The sequence below is a fragment of the Pedobacter chinensis genome, from assembly GCF_003339865.1.
GTDB classification, from domain to species: domain Bacteria; phylum Bacteroidota; class Bacteroidia; order Sphingobacteriales; family Sphingobacteriaceae; genus Pedobacter; species Pedobacter chinensis.
Genome location: NZ_QPKV01000004.1, coordinates 371,781 through 392,296 on the forward strand (window position 1 = coordinate 371,781; position 20,516 = coordinate 392,296).

The following is a 20,516-nucleotide window of genomic DNA, read 5'->3' on the forward strand; positions in this document are numbered from 1 at the left end:
GTAAAAAGTTCAAAATGATCTTTAAAAATTAGTGTTTCATCAAAAATAAAAAAACTACTTCAGTTAGAAAATTGTTGCTGCTTTATCTGCCTGGTTTTAAAAACTTATGGTAAGATATTAAATGTAAACGGTGTATTTTTTCTGTTAATCAATAATTTTTCTTGCTTATTTTTTAATTGGAAAGCAATAAAGAGATAAATTAGCCAAAAAATTAAAGCTATTCTTTTTTTATGAAAACTACGTTATTAGCCCTGTTCCTCTCCATTACATTATTAGCCTGCAAACAAGGGAAATTAGAAAAAACATTAACCTCAAGAGTTATTACTGATCAGGATGATTTCAACGAATTTCCTAAAACCAAAGATAAGGTAATCTCTATTGAAGATGTTTACTCTGAAAATCCGGATAGTTCTGGCGGCTTTTCTGTTAAATTTAAAGATACCGCAATTTATATACAGGATGGTTCAAAGCCATTGGCCAGGAAATTTCAGGAAGCAAGATTCATCAACTCCCAAAAAACGGCGGTTTTGGTACAAATAGCAGATGGTGCTGGCAAAATCTCTCCATTTTACATTATTTCACTTAAAAATGGTCAACCCGATGCAGTTGCTTTGATCAAACCATCCGATGGAAAAGGCGACAAAGATTTTGCAAAAGGATTGGAAGAAATCACGCGCACCAGTATTTTGATCAATAACGATTTTGTTATTTCAACTGTTCGTGGAAAAGTATATCCTGTAAAAAGGAAAAACGCAAATGAGCTTATTCAAGGCAATTTTATTTTAAATTCTGGCGATAGGACAACGCTTGTTTTTTCTGGCGATAGTTCTTTATATCAGGTAAATTATCTTACAGGCGAAACTGCTGAATTGCCTGTACCAGCTAAGGTATTACGTTCAGGAACGATGGTAAGAGAAATCCAACAAAATTATAGTTGGTTTAAAAATGCCCGTGGTACTTCATTTTTAAAAGAAAATCCTGATGACGACAGGATTGTGGATATAAAAGAATTTAAGCACTAGATGTTTTAAATGGTTGTTTAAGAAAGCTTAAACAACCATTTTTCTAAAGGTTAGATTAATCCTGGCCTTTGTTACTTTTTTAGTTGGCGGCAGGCGATGCAGCCAATTGGTTTGCGTATCATCTTTCATCACTAACAAACTTCCATGTTCCAAAAAGGTGGTAATGGTTTCTTTAGTTTGTTTGTGCTTAAATAGAAATCTCCGTTCGGCGCCAAAACTCATGGAGGCTATGGCAGAATTTTTACCTAAAGTTTTTTCATCGTCACTGTGGTAGGCCATTCCTTCATCACCATTATGGTATAAATTTAACAGGCAGGAATTAAAGGTTGTGCCTGTTTTTTGTTCGGCAATTTTTTTCAGTTCGAGCAATTCGTCAGTCCATGGCAAGGCATATTTGGTTGTGTTTGAATAGGTGTAAGAATAAGCATCATTACCGTACCAGGCAACTTTTCGTTTGGTAATAATATGTTTGCCCATTATAAATGCCTCATCACTTTTCCATTCTATGGTGTTTAACAGCACATTAAAATAGTAGTCAGCATTTTTTGGCGAAAACAATTTCCCATAATAATTTACTGTTCCGCCATAGGGCAGCAGGTTCTGGTTAACATTTATTGCGTTGTTAAATAAATCCATTGTTTATATTTTACGTTCAAACAGTTTCCGCAAGGCCTAAATCCAGCAGACCTGGCCTCGTTTTCTGTTTCAAAAAAAATGCGGTTTTCAGGTTTCGTTCTTTTGCCCGATTTGCAATCAAGCTTTCCGTATATCATTAATCTCGCGTTTCCTCCGAAACAAATCTCTTTGTTTTTTATTTTTCCTCTAAGATCTGCAGAAGATATTTCCTGGTGTTTGATCATTGATTTAGAATTTTGAATCAGGTGAGTAAAAAAGTATAATGTGGTTAACCAATTCCGGCAGTTAATTCTACTTTTGATGCTTCCCAACCAATAATAGCTGTTTTGCGGTCTGTACCCCAATGATAGCCGCCTAAAACACCACTGGATTGGATCACACGATGGCAGGGTATTAAAAATGCAACAGGATTTTTGCCGATGGCGGTACCCACGGCCCGTGATGCACCCGGCATTTTGATGTGCCCGGCAATAGAACCATAAGTTGATAGTTTTCCCATCGGGATTTTTAATAATGCCTCCCAAACTTTTAACTGAAAATCACTTCCTTTTAAATGAAGTTTGATTTGGTTGAGTTCATTCCAGTCATTATTAAAAATATTCAGCGCTTTTTGATGTTCAACATTTGCAGCATGTTTATAGGTAGCAAAAGGAAAAATATGTTGCAAATTTTCCAAAGCGATGATTTCGTCTTTATAGAAAGAAATATGGCAGATTCCTTTCTTTGTAGAAGCAACAATGATTTTTCCGAAAGGGCTTTGGGTAAAACTATAGTCGATGCTCAGATTTTCTCCGCCATTTTTGTACTCTCCGGGTGTCATCCCTTCAATGCTGATAAATAAATCATGAAGCCTGCTCGTTCCCGATAAGCCGGTTTCTAAAGCAGTAGTAAATAGGCTGGCATCGTTTTCTTTAAGTAACTTCTTGGCATAACCAATGCTGATATATTGTAGAAAACGTTTTGGTGTTGTTCCTGCCCATTCACTAAACAAACGTTGAAAATGAAATGGACTTAAATTTACCTTATCTGCAATTTCCTCTAAACCTGGCTGGTTTTTAAAATTTGCCTGTATATAGTTTATTGCATCTGCAATTCTATTAAAGTTTACTTCATCTTGTGTTTTCATCATTGTTATAATAGTACACAAAAGTAGGTTCGAAATAAACTTTTTCCCACCCGATACTTGCTATGTTTGATGTTTTGACTTTATTTTTTCTTCGATTTGAGTTTCGCCTTATTCAAGTTTTGGATGATTCGAAATTCAGTGATTTTTGTAACCAAATCCAAAGGTAGAGGCTGATTGATTGGAAACTGCACAGATCCTTTTGCACCTTTGTATGCTGATAATTCTTGTTTAAAAGCTTCAATTCCGTCGGCGCCCGGGTAAAAGCCGATGTGGTTTTTATACCCGGCATAATGAACCAGGTTTCCCTTTAAATCAAATGTTGGGATACCGTAACTTATTTTTTCAGTTGCATCTGGTGCTGCTTTCTGTATCGTTTGCCTTAATAATTGTAATTGCTGCCGTGTTTCTTTGGGAAATCCGGCTATATAAATTTCTACATCAGTTTTAATACTATCCATTGTTGCTTAATTTAAAATTGAAATTAGCTTAACGGCAGAAATATCTGAAGGTGCAATAACGGCAATTTTAAGTGCTATATCAGACAATAAGTGTAATATCTGGTAATAAGGTTAATAATTAAGATGAGTTCTCGATATGGAATAATGGAAACATCTTTCCGGTTAAACCCTTAATGCGCCACGAAATCCTCTTGCTCCATAATAAGATTCTGCACCATTGTGATATGTGAAGACAGTGTTGTATCTGCGATCACAAAAAATCGCACCACCGAGTTTTCTGATCTCAGCAGGTGTTACAATCCAACTTGATGTTTTTGTGTCAAAATTGCCAAGATTTTGCAATTCCCGGTATTGTTCTTCGGTTAAAAGTTCAATGCCCATTGCTGTAGCCACATCAACCGCATTATTTTGTGGCTTGTGCACTTTCCTTGATTCTAATGCCTCGCGATCATAACAAAAACTTCTGCGGCCTTTCGGACTTTCTTCTGAACAATCAATAAAAATATATTCGGCTTTTTCTTTATCATAAGCTACAACATCTGGTTCTCCTCCAGATATTTCCATTTCATTCAACGACCATAATTTTTCAGGATTAATATCGAGTTTTGCCTTTATTTCAGTCCATTCAAATCCTTCATGACGTTTCATATTTTTTTCAAAACGGTTTTTTAATATATTCAGCAGTTCTTCACTTTGCCCGGAAAATAACTCTTTTTTATTGGTGCTCATGCTTTTGTATTCCTGGTAATCAATATTTGTTTTAAACTCATCATTTAAAGGTAAGTAATTTATTTTTTCATCTGATTCAAAGATAAAACCATGCTAAGCCTCTGTGTCGACAGAGGTAGATCTGTGTTATTTTCCATTAATCAATGATGTGGGCGTATAACCAAATTGCTTTTTAAAGGCGTAAGAGAAATGAGATAAATTCTCAAAACCCACCTCATAGCAAACATCAATTGGTTTCTTTTTCTTTTCGATGAAATGATAATGTGCCAACTCCAAACGCTTTTGTGTAAGCCACCTTTGAGGTGTTGTGCTGAATGCCTTGCTAAAATCACGTTTAAAAGTAGTCAGGCTACGACCGGTCAGAAAGCTGAATTTTTCCAAAGGCAAATTGAACATAAAGTTCTTTTCCATATAGCTGGCTAAATCAATTTTCCCGGGTTCTTCAAAATTTGCCAGAACATTGTCTGTTTCTTTATCGATTGTTCTGAGGATACTGACGGCTTCTGTAATTTTCAAGGATGCAATATCTTCGGGAAGTTCTTTCATTTCGAAATAAGGAATCAATGAAGCCAAACAGCTTTCGAGCAAAGGATGATTATTGAAGGAATAAATTTTTTGTAACTCCAAAGCTTTTGGTTTCACGTTCAGGTTTGCGTAAAAATTCCTTAGCCTCGTTGTAGACAGGTGCATCACAACTGTTTTATGTGGTTGCCCATCTTTGGGATAATTAATAATCGTTGCCAGTTGATTTCTTGGGATTAAAAAAATATCGCCTTTTTTAAAGAAATAGGTGGCATCTGCCTGCACAATTTTTGTTTCGCCCGAGATGAACCAAATCAGCATGTGATGATCAAACATAACATCAGATTTGAAAAACTTATCCTCGTAGCAGGAAAGCTTAATATCGTCTGTTATATATTTTGCCTGATATTCCATTGTTAGATGTGGCGGTTTAGTGTTTTTGGCAAGTGCAAAGCCAACAATCAAATTTAATGAAAAACTTTTTTACGGATCTGTCTTCCGTTTGATGCGAAAATCGCTGTCAACTCACGTTATTGTAATATTTTCATATCGGTCAAAATTATTTGGGAATGGCTTTTAATTCAGTCTTTTCATTATAAACTTTTTGTTCTAATTCCAGTAAATATTTTTTTCGCCAAAGTCCGCCTCCGTAACCTGTTAAGCTTCCGTTCGAGCCAATTACTCTGTGGCATGGAATTAAAATAGAGATTCTGTTCATTCCATTAGCACCGGCTACTGCTCTTACGCTTGCTGGACTATTTATATGTTCTGCCTGTTGTTTATAGGATCTGGTTTTTCCGTAAGGTATTACCTGCAAAGCTGTCCACACTTTATTCTGGAATGCTGTTCCAGGAGTATTTAAAGGCACGGTAAAAACGGTTCTTTGTCCATCAAAATATTCTTTCAACTCCTTTTCCAACTGCTCAAAATGAGAACTATTTCCCTGGATAATTACAGCATTGAATAATTTGGAAATGGTTTTTAATTCTGTTTCAAGCATTTTCCTATCGGTAAACTCCAAAAGACAAATACCTTGATTTGTGGCACATGCAATCATTGTTCCGAGTGGTGTTTCGATTCTTTTGAGGAAAATGATGGTTTGTGATTTGCCCATTTTTGGAGATACACCAAAAATATTTTTGAATGACTCTCCAAAACCACTCAACGATTCAAATCCCATTTCATAGGCCGTATGTGTAATGCTTTCGCCGTCCTGAATTTTCTTAAAAGCAGCATTTATCCTGAACATTCTTTGATAGGCATGAAATGTGATACCGTGGTTTTTCACAAACCATCGCCTAATCTGGCTGGGTTCAATACCTCTTTGCTTCAAATCATAATCTTTTAATTTCATTGAAAGATTTTCATTGAGCTCATGAAGAATCTGCTGGATTTCTTCTGGTGTTTGATTGAGCGTTTTTAAAGGATTACAAACCTTACAAGGCCTGTAGCCCTGTAAAATGCATTCTTTTGTGGTGGTAAAAAATTCAACATTTTCAATTTTAGGTTTTCGTGTCGTACAAGCAGGGCGGCAGAAATCCCTGTGGTTTTAACAGCTGTGAAAAATATACCTTCAAACGATGTATCTTTTTCGACAATTGCTTTATACATTATTTCTTTTGTTAGTTCCATAATGTATGAAATGATTGGTCTGTTATTATCTTTTCTGAAACAGTTTCCAGAGCCCGATAGGAAAAATCATTCAAAAAATTACCCATACTGATTCGTTTTATACCCAATTCAGAGAGTGTTTCAAAGCCCGGAAGTTCAGGCATGCACATTACATTCAGCGGCAATTTTGTTTTTGAAACCATCTGTTTCATCTCTTTGATTGAGGTAATGCAAGGTATAAAAATTCCGTCTATGCTGAGTTGTTGATATAGTTCAATCCGATTGAGTGTTTCCTTTAAAGCATTTGGCAATTGCAGCAGAAACGCATCGCACCGTACATTGATAAAGATTTGAATATTTCTACTATGTAATTCTTCGATGATTTCTTTAAGAAAGTGAAAAAAAATGTTTTCAGGTTTTAATTTTCTTTCGGAATTTTCAAAACAGGAATCTTCTATGTTAATTCCTGCCACACCTAATTGATATAGTTTTTCAATGTTGTTGGCTACTTCATTTGGTGTTTTTCCATACCCGAACTCTATATCTACCGTAAGCGGTAAATGTGTATTTCTTTTAATTTTCTCTACAATAAATAATAAATCTGCAAAGGGCATCTGCTGCCCATCTTCATAACCTAATGTATGTGCAATAGCTGCACTTGATGTTCCAATGGCCTGGAATCCTGACTTTTCAAAAACCCTGGCACTTTGTATATTCCAGGCATTACCCAAAAGCAATGGTTTCGATTGGTAATGCAATTCTTTGAACTTTAAATAATCTGTCATATCCTTAATTTTTTGACAAAATTATTCATTGGTGTGTTTTCGCTACAACCGAAAAATTAACAAGTATTTTTTATGTGTTATCGTTTTTGGTTAAATGATACCCAATATAACTTCTTTGTCGTCCGTTGTATCAGGAATTACAATGTCGCTCCAGAAATTAATCTTTCAGCAATGTCTTTGAGTAAGTCTGGTTTATTGCCATTGCCGGGAAGAAAATGCAAGAACCATGTCTTTATGCCATTTCTCCAAGTAGCTTTGCATCGTAGGCATTGTTAATTGCAAGAAAATTTTGCATGAATACTTTATGCCATTTAGTTTTTTAATTAAATGATTGCTTAAATTCTATGGGGGTTAAATTGGTTTTCTTCTTAAACAATTTATTGAACGATTGCGGATATTCAAAGCCTAATTGATATGCAATTTCGCTAACGGATAAACTGGTTGTGGTAAGCAACTCTTTTGCTTTTTCGATGAGTTTACTATGAATATGTTGCTGCGTGGTTTGTCCGGTAATACTGCGTAACATATCGCTCAGGTAATTCGCTGAAACATTCAGTTGTTCAGCTATTTGTTGTACTGGTGGTAAGCCCGAAACCAACATTTTTTCATCGTTGAAATAATTGTTTAAAAGATTTTCTAAACGAATTAAAATTTCTTCGTTAGCAGGTTTTCGGGTAATAAACTGACGGTTGTAAAAGCGGTTGCTGTATTGTAGCAATAGTTCTATTTGAGCAATAATCACATCCTGGCTAAAGTTATCAATGTTAGATTGATACTCGGTTTCAATATTTCTCAGAATATTTTCTACTATTGTTTCTTCCTGTTCTGAAAGATGGAGGGCTTCAGTTAATTCGTATGAAAAGAAGCCATAGTTTTTAATCTTTTTAGCCAAATCGTAACCCATCAAAAAATCGGGATGAAACACCAGGCATATTCCTGCAGCGGGTACATCATCCGTTTGTATATGGGATAATAATTGATTCGGAGAAATAAAGGACATTATACCCTCGTCATAATCATAATAATGTTGCCCGTATTTTATTTTCCCTGCGAAATTTTTCTTAATGGCAATACAATAGAAATTCAGTATAAAGTGTTCTAATAAGTTAAGCTCCTTATTAGAAATGCTTTCCAGGCTAAAAACACTAATCATCGGGTGTTTGGGTTTGGGCAAACCCAGGAAACGATGTTGTTCTGAAATAGAATTGATGATGTATGGTGCGTTCTGCTTTTTCATATCGCTACAAATTTACACTTAAAACAAAAGATGGAATTTTAAGTTCTCTTATCATTTTACAAAGTTGCCATATCAATCACAAAACGATAACGTACATCGCCTTTTTCCATTCTGTTAAAAGCGGTATGAATATCTTTTATATCAATCAGTTCTATATCAGAAACGATATTGTGTTCTGCACAAAAATTAAGCATTTCCTGTGTTTCGGGTAAGCCGCCTGCTCCTGAACCTGCTATTACTTTATTGCCTGTTGCCAAAGTAAATGATGAAATTTCCCATGGTTTGGCAGGCATACCTATATTGATGTAAATGCCATTGGTTTTTAATGTATTCATATATGGATTAATGTCGTGGTCGTTGGCAACAGTATCCAGAATAAAGTCGAATGACCGCGATGCTGCTTTCATCTGTGCTTCATCTTTCGATACAATGAAATGATGTGCTCCTAAAGTTCTGGCAGCTTCTTCTTTGTTGGGCGAAGTACTGAATACAGTCACTTCTGCACCAAAAGCCACACCAAATTTCACGCCCATATGTCCTAAACCGCCCAAGCCTACTATTGCGAGTTTATGACCTTTGCCAACTTTCCATCTGCGCAATGGCGAGTAAGTGGTGATGCCTGCACAAAGTAACGGTGCAACTGCGGCAAGATTTAATTTTTCGGAAATGTGGTGTGCAAAATCTTCGTTCACTACAATATTGTCCGAATAGCCTCCGTATACAGGCTTCCCGTCTTTACCCAGGTTATTATATGTTTGTACCGGACTCACGTTGCAAAATTGTTCCTGGCCGTTTCTGCAATCTTCACACTCACGGCACGAATCAACGATCACACCTACACCGGCCAAATCTCCAACTTTAAATTTTTTTACGTGGTTTCCAACTTTTGCTATTTTTCCAACAATTTCATGTCCTGGTACCATCGGAAAAATCCCGGGAAACCATTCGTTTCTTGTCAGGTGTATATCAGTATGGCAGACGCCACAATAGGAAATACTGATTTGTATATCGTGTGCACCGATTTCCCTGCGCTCAAAATTCCAGGGCTCTAAATTGCTTTCTGCACTTTGTGCTGCATATCCTTTGGTCTGTATCATGGTCATTTAGTTTTTATGATCTAAAAGTCGTCAATTTACTTTTCAGTACCGTATCCATATCTCTGAATGTTGTATCCAAAAAGTGCCTTTTTAATCGAAGGATTTAAAATCTGTTAAATTGCCATTAACTGCCTCTGTGAAGTAGTGCGCACATGTTGGGCGTAAAGTTTGCCGCTAAAGCAGTAGAATTGCCGAATGTGGGGATTTTCAGCAGGATTGCTTAATGGAATTATGTTAATCCGCTTTTTAGCAATGCCCGATCGTATTGTTGTATTAACTGTTTAAATATTTATTAGGCAGGTTTGATGGTTTATAGTCAATGCCGTAAGCAGCTTCAAGGAGAACAGCAACTACCTCATAAATTAATTTTTCTGTTCTTTGGAATTGAGGAAGCAACCCCATCATTGCATAGCTGATTGGATTGACAGATGGAATAAATGTTTCCCACTCATAACCTTTACCCCAAATGAATCCTTTGACGGTAAGGGTTAAATCTGCCGACTCTGAAATAAGATAGTTCATCACGTCGATGCATTTGTTTGAGTTTTGATTTACGGTATGAAAAACTGGTGTTTGTCCGCCAAAGCCGTTTTCGTCAATCCCGGCCTTGACGTTTATATCAATGCCATGTTTTACTAATATTCTGGCACATGCAAGATGATTGTATTCAGCACAAATATGAAGTAATGATGCCTCATATAAAGGAGTAAAAGTACAGTCGAACGTGTATTTATTTTTTACTGCCTCCTTATTCTTACTTAATAAAGCATCCAGCGAAACAGCATCATCTAAAAAAACAGCTAACAATATTTTATCATCGAATTTTAAACCATAATCCACGAAAACTTTGAAACATTCCCTGAATTTCGGACCCCGTGAATATTCTGTAATGAGTTCATAAATCAGCGGCCTACCCTTAAAGTAATCATTAGGACTTACTCCATTTTCAAAACATTCCCTTATTCCATCCGCCGAGTGAACTTCAATTTCAACTATAATTTTTTGCAAATAATCCATATAATTAGTTTTGATGTTTTCTAACAAATTAACATTAACGGTTTCTGACTTTAAGAAGTGACAGGTTTCAGAGCACAAAGCATCGGCTTTACACATCAACCAGCCTGAAGCAACCAGAGAGCAGCAATGCAGCTAAACGCTTATTAGTGGTTCGGCTTTTGTCATGTTCAACCATCTCTTTTAACAGCCCTGATACACATAAATGCAGGGAATTGATTTAGTTCTTTAAAATGTTTTGGGTCTAACTGTTCAAATTCTATTGTTGGTTTAGGTTCAACTAATTTTGTCAATGTAAAAACCATTGTCTGTTAATGGGGTTATGCACTCGCTTAGTGGTCTTCTAAAACTATTTACTTCAACTGGTTGTCCGAAACCTTTCCAGGTGCACTTTACATTTTCGACTTTAAAGTATTCTTTGGATTTGAAAAAATTGTAGTCATAAAATGGATGCTCAATTGATATTACAAGTATTCCTTTGTTTTTTAAAACTCTATGAAATTCTTTGATAGTAAATGTCCAGTCTTCAATATAATGCAGTGCCAATGCACAAAGCACTATGTCGCACGAATGATCTTCTATCATAGAAAAACTGGTAGACAAATCATGAACAAAAAACTCCCCTTTTTTATGGTTTCTAAGAATTGCTAATTCAACCATTTTAGGACTTATGTCAAAACCTTTAACAATCGCTCCTTTATCAATTAAAATCTCAGCATATTTCCCAGGCCCACAAGCGGCATCAAGAATTATTTTTCCATTCACATCCGGTAACAATTGAAGTGTGTTTGGTCTGTCATAATATGCGTTATGAGGTTTGTGGTCAATAAGTTCGTTATACTTATCAGCCATTAATTCATACGCAGAAATTATTTTCTCTTTAATCATTTTGTTTGTTGTTAATGTTGTTTTAAGCTGTTTGCTACCGGATTTCAGGTTTGCGATGGATAGCTTTTTCGACAAAAAGTTTGTTATTGCACGCCAGCCTGCCTGATGAAAACCGCTGTTATAGCCAGTGGTTATTCTAATTTAAAGTCTGCTAATTCGTAATTAACGTTTCTTCCTCCATCGTTTGTTTGTTGCAAAATACCTTTTTTTACTAAGTCTTTTATATCCCGTAAGGCAGTGTCGGTAGAGGTTTTAGTAATTTTTGCCCATTTTGAGGTTTGCAGTTTGCCTTCAAAACCTTCAAAAATTTTATTGAGCATTAAACGTTGACGTTCGTTAATGAGTATGTGTTCGTGTAATTTCCAAAATTCAGCTTTATGCAATATTCTTTGCGTGGTGTTTTCAGTGGCAAGCATTGCGTTTTTCAGGCAATGTAAAAACCATTCAAGCCATTCGGTAATGTCACCTGTACTGTACTGCACTTTTTGCAATATTTCGTAATATTGTTTGCGTTCTACTAAAATTTGGCTCGACATACTGTAAAAACGTTCGCCGCTACCTTCCGCATGAGCAAGCAACATATCAGTTATAGCACGACCAATCCGACCGTTTCCATCATCAAAAGGGTGGATAATGATAAACCAAAAGTGTGCTATGGCAGCTTTTAAAACAGGGTCAAGGCCATTGTCTTTGTTAAACCAATCCAGAAACTTGTCCATTTCTGTTTTTACGAGTTCGGGTTTTACAGCTTCATAATGTACTTTTTCTTTACCCATTGCACCTGAAACTACTTGCATTTCGCCTGTACGGTATCTGCCCACTTCTATTTCATAAGGCCCGCTGTATCCTGTGGGAAAAAGTGCTGCGTGCCAACCAAATAAGCGTTTTTTTGTTAAAGGTAAATTGTAATGTTGGGTAGCATCGAGCATCATTTCTACTATGCCTTCTATATGACGGCTGCTTGGCACAAGTCCTGCGGTATTTATTCCCAAACGCCTTGCTATGGACGAACGCACCTGGTGGTAGTTGAGTAATTCTCCCTCAATTTCCGAAGATTTTACCACATCCAAAGTTAGGGCAGTAAGTGTAGCTTCTTCTTTTGCAGAAAAGCCCAAAGCATTCATTTGACCAATGATTTTGCCTTGCATTAGCCGAACCTTACCAAATAGGGCATTGATGGCCTTATCATCCCAGGTAAAATCTGTCCAATTTTTATGTTCATGGATGTATTTTCCCATTTCTTCTAATTATGCGACAAATATATTGATTTTTTACCGCAAATTTGCGGTGTTTATTTTAGTTTTTTACCGCAAGAACGTCAGTTACCTTTTGCCAAACTGCTGTGTTAAGTTTGCTCTGTCTTGCGGTTTGTCGAGCGTCGGCTTGGTGGATATGCACCCAGGCTTGCAGCTAACGTTTCGGGGGGTGCGATAGCGGGAATTATTAGCACTAAACCTCATTCGGAGAACTGAACTTTTACCTTGCACAAAAGTTTCTGCGAAGCACCCAACCCCGGTTGTGCCAAACCGTTGTTAGTGGCTGCCTTACTGTCCGTCCGAAGATGGGCAGTAAGGTGTTTACAGAAAGTTTATTCTAAGGAATTTATAAGCATAGTTATGTTTCTTTGTTATGCAATCAAGTCACTTTCGTTTGTTGTTGGTGTCGCATTACGCATCCAATAAGAGAAAATTGTAAAGTTGATTTAGAAATTTCCTGAGCTAAAGGTAAAAGTGTAGGCAAGAAACGAAGTTCAACACCTCTTTTAAGTAACTCGTTAAGTATATCATAAACAGGACGAATAGAAATTGGTGTAACTGTCTTATAAGAAATGTAGTAACCGGCACCTTTGTCTAACAAAGCAAAATTGTCAGTAGGAAATTCGTAACAATAAAGAGTTGTCTGTTGAATAACCTCACGCCATTTGTTTTCAACCGCAACAACATAGCTCGAAGAGTTTTTGCTTAAAAAAACTTCCTTGTCGTGTTGCGAAGTATCATGCTTAGAATAAAAAGTTACCCTTGGACAGTCCCTTGGCACAAGGTAGTTGTGTAAAAGTTTGTCTGTGATAGCAAAAACTACCTCACTGGTAATGCTTTCGTAATGTGATGGCGATGGTCTCGGCTCAAATCTTTTTATTGATGGGTTTTCGCTCACATGATACAATCTGAAAGAATTTGTCAGGTTCTCAATCATCGTCTGTAATTACAGTTTTCTGTTGCTTTCTTTGTCAATCAGTTTAAGGTTTCAGTGCGTTGTCTTAAATGATTTTACCGCAAAGTATGTCAGCGGTATAAAAATTAGTCTCAATGTCAATCGTAGAAACCAAACACCAAGTCCACTTGTTTGTCCGTTCACATTTCTAATTGTCTGAAATTCAATTAGTCCAAAAATGACAATAAAATTCCTAATGTTAAGCCTTGCAAAAATATTTCATAGGAGCACTTCAGCCGCCATATTGCCAAACCGCTGTTAGCGGTCATTGTTCTTTTCGGTCAGCTTTTTGTTATGCAAGTAGGCTTATGGCACACAGGAAAATTTAATGAGTTCGCAACAAAACACAATTCATTTGCTTTCTTGTGAAGTTCATTTGCTTTTTCTGTCATTGAACTGTTTGCAACAGTAACTGTTGGATGTAAGGTTATCTCTGTAAATTTCCCACCTCCATTTGAAGTTTCAATCATTATACTTGTTGCATTGTCAATGTAGTCTGTTACGATAACGCCTGCAACTGTACATAAATGTAAATACCACAGCATATGGCAAGATGAAACAGAAGCTAACAAAAGGTCTTCTGGATTATGTTTAGTTTTATCGCCACGAAATGCTGGGTCAGAAGAGCCAAGTATTTCAACCTTGTTGTCAATAAGAATAGAATGACTCCTTTCAAATGCCGCATAATTTGAAGTCCCTGTTCCATTGTTCCCTGTCCATTTTACTATCAGTTTATAATTGTGTTGTTTGCTCATAATTTATTTTTTTAGTTTTTAGCTCCACCATTCATTTATCCATGCCTCAGACACTTGTTTGCCTTTTTCATAATTGTCAACTACTACAATTAATTGATTTGAATGGTCACTGTATTGTGTCAAAATATTTACGTTAGCGTCTGCCATTCTTCTGCAAAACATTCCTAACTGACCTGGAACATCTTGACGAAGTTTTTGAATTATCACATCGTTTATTTTTACAACTTTAATTTCAACTTTTGCTAATTCTTCTTTTGCTCTTTCTCCTTGTTCTACTAAAAAATGAGCAATTGAAATATCGCCATTTTGAAATACTCCACCACCTTCAAGGCTAATTTTATTTTTCCCTAATGTTTCACCCATCAAAGCCAATGTGCCTGGCTTGTTCTCTAATAAAATTTCTATGTCTTGCATTTTTTTATGTTTTTGTTTGTGCAAAGGAAATACAATTATCACTTTTACATTTCATTTAAGATTGAATTATGAATGTAGAAGATAAGTTTGTTTCAATTTCCGCATTATTGTGTGAGCCTACAAGAGCAAGAATGCTTTGGGGTTTACTTGATGGCAGAGCATACACTGCAAGTGAGTTATCTATTGTTGCAGATACTTCGCCTACTTCTGCAAGTAATCATTTATCAAAATTGCTTGAAGCAGCGATAGTTAAAGTTGAAATTCAAGGACGACATCGATATTATTCATTTTCAAATTCCGAAGTTGCTTATGCCGTTGAAGGGTTGGCTAATCTTGCAAAAAATAGTATTACTGAAAGTGTAAAGAAAGAACCCAAAAATAATGGTGTAAAATATTGTAGAACTTGTTACGACCATTTAGCAGGATTTGTTGGTGTTAAAATAGTTGAAACCCTGGAAACAAAAGGCTACTTATTAAAATCAAAGAACATTTATTTAGTATCTGAAAAGGGTTGGGAATGGTTTTTATTATTAAATATATTAAAAGAGGATTTTATCAATAATCGTCGTCCTATAACTCGTCAATGCCTTGATTGGTCTGAACGTCGCCCACACTTAGCTGGTCAGCTTGGTGCAGAGTTTTTAAAAAAAATGCTTCAAAGAAAGTGGTTTAAAAAAGTTGAATTTTCAAGAGAGTTAGTCATAACTAGTAAAGGCCGTCAGGAACTTTATGAATTGTTGGGTGTCGCTATACAATGACCGCTAAGGGTTTGGGGCTTGGCGTAGTAGCGGCATTATAGCACTGCCGTTGATACGAAGCACCAATTTCAAATTTAGCAATAAGTTTCATACGAAGCACTTCGCCCGCCATAATGCCAAGCCCTTGTGTTATCTGCTGCCCTTTTCTGTCGATTAATCTTCGTCTGTTGGTATGTTGCGAAGAATTTTGTAATCAATATAAAATGTCCCGAACGGAATGAAACAGGCAACCAGAACCTTCCAGGTTGTTTCTTTGAATTTCCATTGTTGTTCAACACCCACACGCAAAGCGTTGAAAACAAATAATAGGAACAATGCACCGTGAATTGGTCCAAGAGATTTTGACATTGAAGGATTACCAAAGTTATATTTCAATGGAACGGCTATAAAAACCAAAACAAGTAATGAAATGCCCTCTAAAAAAGCGAATAGTCGTAAACGTCCGATTGTTGTTGTGAAATACTTTTTCATAATTAAAATGTTCTGAAACTAGGTCTGCTTGATAATGGTGAAAATGTCCAGGGAATTGCAATAAAAATGACGATTAGGGCAATGGAAAACCAAACTAACATCGTCTTAAATTTCTCTTTGTCCGTTGGTTTTCGTTTTGCCAATGCAGAACCGATTGTCAATACAACAATAGCCGTCAGCATTAAGAAAATATGTATTAAACCGTAAAACGTTAAGTCTAAATTTTGCAAAGCGGATTTAGTGTCCGTCCAAAAATATTTTACAACCGGACTTTGTGTGTAAAGTATTATTCCGATCATTAACTGGATGTGTGCAACGGTTGCAGTCCAGTGTCTAAAAGCATTGTCAGTTTTCGAAAAAGTTTTGTTTTGGTTGTAACCAATAAATGCTCGGTAAATGGAATACACCAAAAATGCTAATACAAACCAACGAACCAATGAGTGCAATGATAAAAGTGTTGAATACATACCTACGTTGTAATTTTTTTTTGTTTTTTAAATACATTCCAAATTGTAGGTGCACCAAAGAAAAACCAAAGTGCAAGAATTGGGTCACATACCGCACAACCTGCTGACGATGAAGGTTCAAGATACACGATTGGATTTCCGTATAAATGATGTAATAGATCCCAACCTGTATGCAGTAGCAAACCAATACCTATGAAATAATAATGTTTCAATCCTTTGAAAGCAACAAATAGCATTAGAGAACCAAAAACAAATTCCCAAATGCCTAAACCGCCTCTCCAATAAACACCTCCTGCACCTGCAATTAATAGTGCATTTATTTTTTGTCTGTTTGGCTCTTTTACTAACGACATCATTGTGATGAACGCAAAGGCAATAACCACCGCAGCTAATGCGACATTCATTGTAAAGTCGGGAACAACATGATTATGAATATCCATATTTCTTACTTTTTCTATTTCGGTGGCAAAGATAAAATAAAAACATACTAACTAGTATGTTTTTGATGAAAAAATTATTTCAGACTACTTAGATAGTTTTTAAGTTCCTTTAAATAAGTTAGATAGACCTTTTTACTGTTTTCTAATTTTCCAAAATTGCGTATTCCCCAATACCCCGACATTATAAACATTGTTACCTGTTTTGCATTTACGTCTTTACGGATAAATCCGTTTTTCTTTCCTTTTTCAATGGTGGTGGTCATTGCCTTTGTCCATTGTTGGGTTAGTTGGTTCAAAGCGTTGTTAAAGTCAGCGTTCCAGGGTGTCATTTCCTGTGTAAAATTTGAAGCAGGACAACCGTATTCAACTTTTAAAAACTCGTTTTCTATTAAAAGGCTGTGCATTAAGTTGTAAATAGCGTCTAACGGATTTTGTTCGTTTTGTAACGGCTGAATAAAGCTGTTTGTAAGTGTCGGTTTCAGGATTTCGCTGATAATGGCAAGACCCATTTCGTCTTTAGTCTTGAAATGGTAATAAAACGCACCTTTTGTTACTTGTGTTGTGGCAATAATGTCGTCTATGCTTGTTGTCTGATAGCCCTTAACGTAAATCAGTTCAAATGCTTTTTGTAGAATTGTCAGCCGTGTTGCCTCTGCCTTTTTCATAAAGATACCACTTAGTATTTTTGCAAAGGAACAAAAAAATGTCGGACTTCTAAAAGTTTCGGTCTGTCAGTTTAGGGATAAGGTTGTCCGTTTACTTATCCGGATTAGAACAAAATAGCATTTCGCCTCGTTGATAAATACTGCTGCATTCATTATTTGTTATTTTTTTAAATTGTGATAAGTAAATAAGAGGTTAATAAAATTGCCAACGCAATTATTGCCGAGGAAGATGAGAGAAGAGAATTGCTCGATGAAAGGTGGGCAATGAAACCCGAAATAACAGTAATTACAAATCCTGCATAAGCCCATTCTTTCAGCCTGCCTTTTATCATCGGAAGCAATAAAATTGTAGTTCCTGAAATTTTAGCAATAGCGAGTTCAATCCTGAAATAATCGGGAAAGCCAAAATGCATACAAATCCGTTTTGCTTCCTCGGAAGTTAAATAAGCAAAAGCATTGGTCAACATCCAAATAGAAAACAAACCTGTTGCTATCCAATAAATTATTTTTTGATATTTCATTTTACATTGCTGTTAAATACAATGCAAAACTACTTTGAGGTTATTCGGCAGCCGATAACATTTGTTATTAAATACAGTTTATTATTTTTCTCTTGCCAATTTACCTTTTATCCTGTTCAAATAAACAGCAGTAGATGCCCAAATAGGGAGCGATGTAATGTTGTGAGCAACGGAACAAAAGATTGTAGCGGATAGCCCAACCCGATTACACTTTGTTCGGCTGGGCTTCGACAGGTTCAGCGCCTGACGACAGTACGTTGGCAAAAATGCAAATCAGAAGTCTTAATCAATATTGAATGATCTGCCTGTCATTTCTTCGCTCAGCGACCACAATCGCTTTGCATTGGCTTCATCTAATGAATATAATTTTACACCACCCGATGTTGCAGCATCCGGCGCTAACTCAGCAATGTCTGCGTCTTCGCAATATACCCCGCCGATGGTTTTGAGCATTGGGCTGGTGGCACACCATACGGTAGTGGCAGCACCTTGTGGAATTGTTTTCAGTGATGCAGCTACTTCTGGTAAAAGATTACCTTCAGAATCGCAAAAGCCCATTTGCTGAAACAATTCTAAAGAGGCTTCTCTGCCTAATTCAGTTCCGTTTATAGCGCCTGGATGCAGTGAATACGCACTTACATTAAATGCTTTAGCACGATTGTTTAGCTCAAGAGCAAATAAGTTGCTGGCTGTTTTCGACTGTCCGTATGCTTGCAATGTTTCGTATTCCCGATGTAAAAAATTAGGATCGTCAAAATGAAAAGGTGCGAATTGGTGCCCTTGAGAAGATACGTTTATTACTCTTGCACCATTAGCTTTTTTCAAAGCAGTCCAAAGTCTTGTTGTGAGTTGAAACTGTGCAAGGTAATTCGTAGCTAATTGTGATTCAAAGCCGCGGCTGTCTCTGCGAAGTGGAACCCACATAATGCCTGCATTATTGATGAGCAAATGAAGCGGTCTGCCAGATGCCAGGAATTTTTCTGTAAAAGCATCAATAGAGTCAGGATTCATTAAATCCATCGCTTCCAATTCCACATTAATGATGTCCCGTAGATTTTTCTTTGCTTTTTCAATATCTCTTGCCGGAACGATTACTGTCGCTCCTGCGGCAGCAAGCGTTTTGGTGGTTTCCAGTCCGATGCCCGTATTACCACCCGTTACGATGGCGATTTTTCCGGTAAGATCAATGCCTTTTATGACATCACTTGCTGTTGATTTGGCATTAAATCCGGAACCTATCGGTTTCTGCAATGCACCCTGATAATTGTTTTGTCCCATTGTTTTAATTTTAATTGTTTTTATTGAGACAAATGTAAATGGGATATTTTTTACTGACTTTGTTTAAACGTCCGAATATGCTTTGTTTAAACGTCTGATGTTTTTAAGTAATAATCAACAGCACAAAAGCAATTCATATTTTATGTGGTGCAAGCCCTAAATATTTTCTGGTAAAGGGAATGACCGTTACATTGAACATATATCTTAAAAGAAATAGTCCCTGCTTCAATTTGTTTTTGCCGAACATAGAAAGCATATCGTTTAAAGCATTTGGCTGGTGCATCCATTCGGTGTTGAATAAGGTCATCTGCCCGATTTTTTCAAAGCGTCTGAACATTTTCTTCTCATACGTTTCTATTGCTTTTTGTGTATTTGAAAGCGCAGGATTGGTTAATGCTTCACTTAATTGCAATGCGTCCAGCATAGCCATATTCACACCTTCTCCGGCAAAAGGGGGCATCCAATGCGCAGCATCGCCTATTAGTGTAATGTTTTCATTTGCTTTCCATTTTTGATTTAATGGCATGCAGTATTGGGGTCTTGGAATGAAAACAGTGTTTTCATCTTCAAACAGTTCAAGCCAAATGGGGCTCCAATCTGCATATTCTTTTTTAAACCAGGCCAAAACCTGCTTATTGTCTTTAAAATTTATGCCACTTTCTTTATACCAGAACTCGGTTGATTTATGGCTTGTTGCAAAGCCTAAACTGCCATCGCCTTTTGAACTGACCAGTATGGTTTTTTCATTTCCATAGGCAAATATTTTTCCACCCTTTAACAATTGATGAATATTTGGTGCTGTTTTTTCGGAGTTTTTGATTGAGCCTTCTATCATGGTTAATCCTGTCCAAAAAGGTTGAATATTGGTTACGAATGGCCTGATTTTGGAGTTGGCACCATCTGCGCCAATCACAATGTCAGCCACAATTGTATTGCCGTTTTCAAAAAATATCTTCCACTTGTTTTCCATTTGTTCAATGGAAAGAATATGGCTGTTCCAAACAACGGTGCCAGGTTCTAACGAATTCAGTAAGATATCTCTCAACGGCCCTCTATCTATTTCAGGTCTGTAATTTTTGTCTCCGAAATCATAGTGATTTTCTTCAGCATGCTGATCAGCATATATTTTTGCCTGATGATCGGTTACCCTCATTAATTCTGCACCAGGTCTGAAATTTGATTTAAATTCGTCCATTAAACCTGCTTTTTCAAGTGCCGCCAAACCTGAATCGGTATGCAAATCTAAAGCACCACCCTGAATTCTCACCTCTTTGTTGAGGTCTCTTTCGTAAACCTTAACACTTAAGCCTTTGAGTTGTAAAAGCCTTGCAAGAGTTAATCCACCCGGGCCGCCTCCAATAATGGCTATTTTCTTATGTTGTATCATCGTAATGAAAATTTTAATTACGAT

At 36.6% G+C, this 20,516-nt stretch carries 25 protein-coding genes and 1 pseudogene; 2 read left to right on the forward strand and 24 right to left on the reverse strand.

Going from position 1 to position 20,516, the window contains the following annotated elements:
• Nucleotides 1-230 precede the first annotated feature (230 nt).
• On the forward strand, nt 231-1,022 hold the full coding sequence (locus tag DU508_RS11895; protein WP_115403031.1) for a hypothetical protein: 792 nt from the start codon (nt 231-233) through the stop codon (nt 1,020-1,022).
• A gap of 27 nt (nt 1,023-1,049) precedes the next feature.
• Here the strand turns inward: DU508_RS11895 and DU508_RS11900 are convergent, their stop codons facing one another.
• The 17 genes and pseudogenes from DU508_RS11900 to DU508_RS11975 all read right to left on the reverse strand — a co-directional run bounded on the left by DU508_RS11900 (nt 1,050) and on the right by DU508_RS11975 (nt 14,505).
• The gene (locus DU508_RS11900; protein ID WP_115403032.1) at nt 1,050-1,658 is read right to left on the reverse strand and encodes an alpha-ketoglutarate-dependent dioxygenase AlkB family protein; all 609 of its coding nucleotides are present in this window, start codon (nt 1,656-1,658) and stop codon (nt 1,050-1,052) included.
• Nucleotides 1,634-1,882, reverse strand: coding sequence for an Ada metal-binding domain-containing protein (locus DU508_RS11905; RefSeq protein ID WP_115403033.1), 249 nt, complete (start codon nt 1,880-1,882; stop codon nt 1,634-1,636). Before DU508_RS11905 ends, DU508_RS11900 begins: the two co-directional genes overlap by 25 nt.
• Before the next feature lie 44 nt (nt 1,883-1,926).
• The gene (locus DU508_RS11910; protein ID WP_115403034.1) at nt 1,927-2,784 is read right to left on the reverse strand and encodes a bifunctional helix-turn-helix domain-containing protein/methylated-DNA--[protein]-cysteine S-methyltransferase; all 858 of its coding nucleotides are present in this window, start codon (nt 2,782-2,784) and stop codon (nt 1,927-1,929) included.
• Nucleotides 2,785-2,864: 80 nt separating this feature from the next.
• Entirely contained in the window at nt 2,865-3,242 is a 378-nt protein-coding gene (locus DU508_RS11915) for an iron chaperone (protein ID WP_115403035.1), read from the reverse strand.
• 162 nt (nt 3,243-3,404) lie between these two features.
• Entirely contained in the window at nt 3,405-3,971 is a 567-nt protein-coding gene (locus DU508_RS11920; RefSeq protein ID WP_115403036.1) for a DUF4256 domain-containing protein, read from the reverse strand.
• A gap of 126 nt (nt 3,972-4,097) precedes the next feature.
• Nucleotides 4,098-4,907, reverse strand: coding sequence for a helix-turn-helix domain-containing protein (locus DU508_RS11925; RefSeq protein ID WP_115403037.1), 810 nt, complete (start codon nt 4,905-4,907; stop codon nt 4,098-4,100).
• Between the two features lie 145 nt (nt 4,908-5,052).
• The gene (locus tag DU508_RS11930; protein ID WP_233509547.1) at nt 5,053-5,847 is read right to left on the reverse strand and encodes a methylated-DNA--[protein]-cysteine S-methyltransferase; all 795 of its coding nucleotides are present in this window, start codon (nt 5,845-5,847) and stop codon (nt 5,053-5,055) included.
• A 129-nt stretch (nt 5,848-5,976) separates the two neighbouring features.
• Nucleotides 5,977-6,125 (reverse strand): annotated as a pseudogene (locus tag DU508_RS24080) (Ada metal-binding domain-containing protein); the annotation flags it as partial.
• Nucleotides 6,116-6,889, reverse strand: a complete 774-nt coding sequence (locus DU508_RS11935; protein ID WP_115403038.1) for an isocitrate lyase/PEP mutase family protein — start codon at nt 6,887-6,889, stop codon at nt 6,116-6,118. The gene DU508_RS11935 and the pseudogene DU508_RS24080, both read right to left, overlap by 10 nt.
• A 319-nt stretch (nt 6,890-7,208) precedes the next feature.
• On the reverse strand, nt 7,209-8,126 hold the full coding sequence (locus tag DU508_RS11940) for a helix-turn-helix domain-containing protein (RefSeq protein WP_115403039.1): 918 nt from the start codon (nt 8,124-8,126) through the stop codon (nt 7,209-7,211).
• 56 nt (nt 8,127-8,182) lie between these two features.
• On the reverse strand, nt 8,183-9,223 hold the full coding sequence (locus DU508_RS11945) for an NAD(P)-dependent alcohol dehydrogenase (protein ID WP_115403341.1): 1,041 nt from the start codon (nt 9,221-9,223) through the stop codon (nt 8,183-8,185).
• Between the two features lie 273 nt (nt 9,224-9,496).
• Complete coding sequence (locus DU508_RS11950) at nt 9,497-10,240, reverse strand: ankyrin repeat domain-containing protein (protein WP_115403342.1); 744 nt, start codon at nt 10,238-10,240, stop codon at nt 9,497-9,499.
• A 273-nt stretch (nt 10,241-10,513) separates the two neighbouring features.
• A complete protein-coding gene (locus DU508_RS11955) occupies nt 10,514-11,200 on the reverse strand; it encodes a class I SAM-dependent methyltransferase (protein ID WP_158542162.1) in 687 nt (228 codons plus the stop codon).
• Nucleotides 11,201-11,256: 56 nt separating this feature from the next.
• The gene (locus DU508_RS11960; RefSeq protein ID WP_115403041.1) at nt 11,257-12,363 is read right to left on the reverse strand and encodes a Fic family protein; all 1,107 of its coding nucleotides are present in this window, start codon (nt 12,361-12,363) and stop codon (nt 11,257-11,259) included.
• Nucleotides 12,364-12,760: 397 nt separating this feature from the next.
• Complete coding sequence (locus DU508_RS11965; RefSeq protein WP_115403042.1) at nt 12,761-13,318, reverse strand: DUF6886 family protein; 558 nt, start codon at nt 13,316-13,318, stop codon at nt 12,761-12,763.
• 299 nt (nt 13,319-13,617) lie between these two features.
• Nucleotides 13,618-14,091: an OsmC family protein gene (locus tag DU508_RS11970; RefSeq protein ID WP_115403043.1), complete on the reverse strand. Its 474-nt coding sequence runs from the start codon at nt 14,089-14,091 to the stop codon at nt 13,618-13,620.
• Nucleotides 14,092-14,109: 18 nt separating this feature from the next.
• Complete coding sequence (locus DU508_RS11975) at nt 14,110-14,505, reverse strand: amino acid-binding ACT domain-containing protein (protein ID WP_115403044.1); 396 nt, start codon at nt 14,503-14,505, stop codon at nt 14,110-14,112.
• A 68-nt stretch (nt 14,506-14,573) separates the two neighbouring features.
• Between DU508_RS11975 and DU508_RS11980 the strand changes: the two genes are divergently transcribed.
• Nucleotides 14,574-15,263, forward strand: a complete 690-nt coding sequence (locus DU508_RS11980) for an ArsR/SmtB family transcription factor (RefSeq protein WP_115403045.1) — start codon at nt 14,574-14,576, stop codon at nt 15,261-15,263.
• A gap of 153 nt (nt 15,264-15,416) precedes the next feature.
• On the opposite strand, the gene DU508_RS11985 is transcribed toward DU508_RS11980, so the two are convergent.
• The 7 genes from DU508_RS11985 to DU508_RS12015 all read right to left on the reverse strand — a co-directional run bounded on the left by DU508_RS11985 (nt 15,417) and on the right by DU508_RS12015 (nt 20,492).
• Nucleotides 15,417-15,734, reverse strand: a complete 318-nt coding sequence (locus tag DU508_RS11985; protein ID WP_115403046.1) for a DUF3817 domain-containing protein — start codon at nt 15,732-15,734, stop codon at nt 15,417-15,419.
• 2 nt (nt 15,735-15,736) lie between these two features.
• Nucleotides 15,737-16,201 (reverse strand): hypothetical protein, encoded by a 465-nt coding sequence (locus tag DU508_RS11990; RefSeq protein WP_115403047.1) that lies wholly within the window; start codon nt 16,199-16,201, stop codon nt 15,737-15,739.
• A 2-nt stretch (nt 16,202-16,203) separates the two neighbouring features.
• The gene (locus DU508_RS11995) at nt 16,204-16,641 is read right to left on the reverse strand and encodes a DUF6010 family protein (RefSeq protein ID WP_115403048.1); all 438 of its coding nucleotides are present in this window, start codon (nt 16,639-16,641) and stop codon (nt 16,204-16,206) included.
• Between the two features lie 74 nt (nt 16,642-16,715).
• Entirely contained in the window at nt 16,716-17,306 is a 591-nt protein-coding gene (locus DU508_RS12000) for a TetR/AcrR family transcriptional regulator (protein WP_115403049.1), read from the reverse strand.
• 167 nt (nt 17,307-17,473) lie between these two features.
• Nucleotides 17,474-17,827 (reverse strand): DoxX family protein, encoded by a 354-nt coding sequence (locus DU508_RS12005; RefSeq protein WP_115403050.1) that lies wholly within the window; start codon nt 17,825-17,827, stop codon nt 17,474-17,476.
• Between the two features lie 282 nt (nt 17,828-18,109).
• Complete coding sequence (locus DU508_RS12010; protein WP_115403051.1) at nt 18,110-19,105, reverse strand: SDR family NAD(P)-dependent oxidoreductase; 996 nt, start codon at nt 19,103-19,105, stop codon at nt 18,110-18,112.
• Nucleotides 19,106-19,238: 133 nt separating this feature from the next.
• Nucleotides 19,239-20,492 (reverse strand): FAD-dependent oxidoreductase, encoded by a 1,254-nt coding sequence (locus DU508_RS12015; RefSeq protein ID WP_115403052.1) that lies wholly within the window; start codon nt 20,490-20,492, stop codon nt 19,239-19,241.
• Between the last annotated feature and the right edge of the window lie 24 nt (nt 20,493-20,516).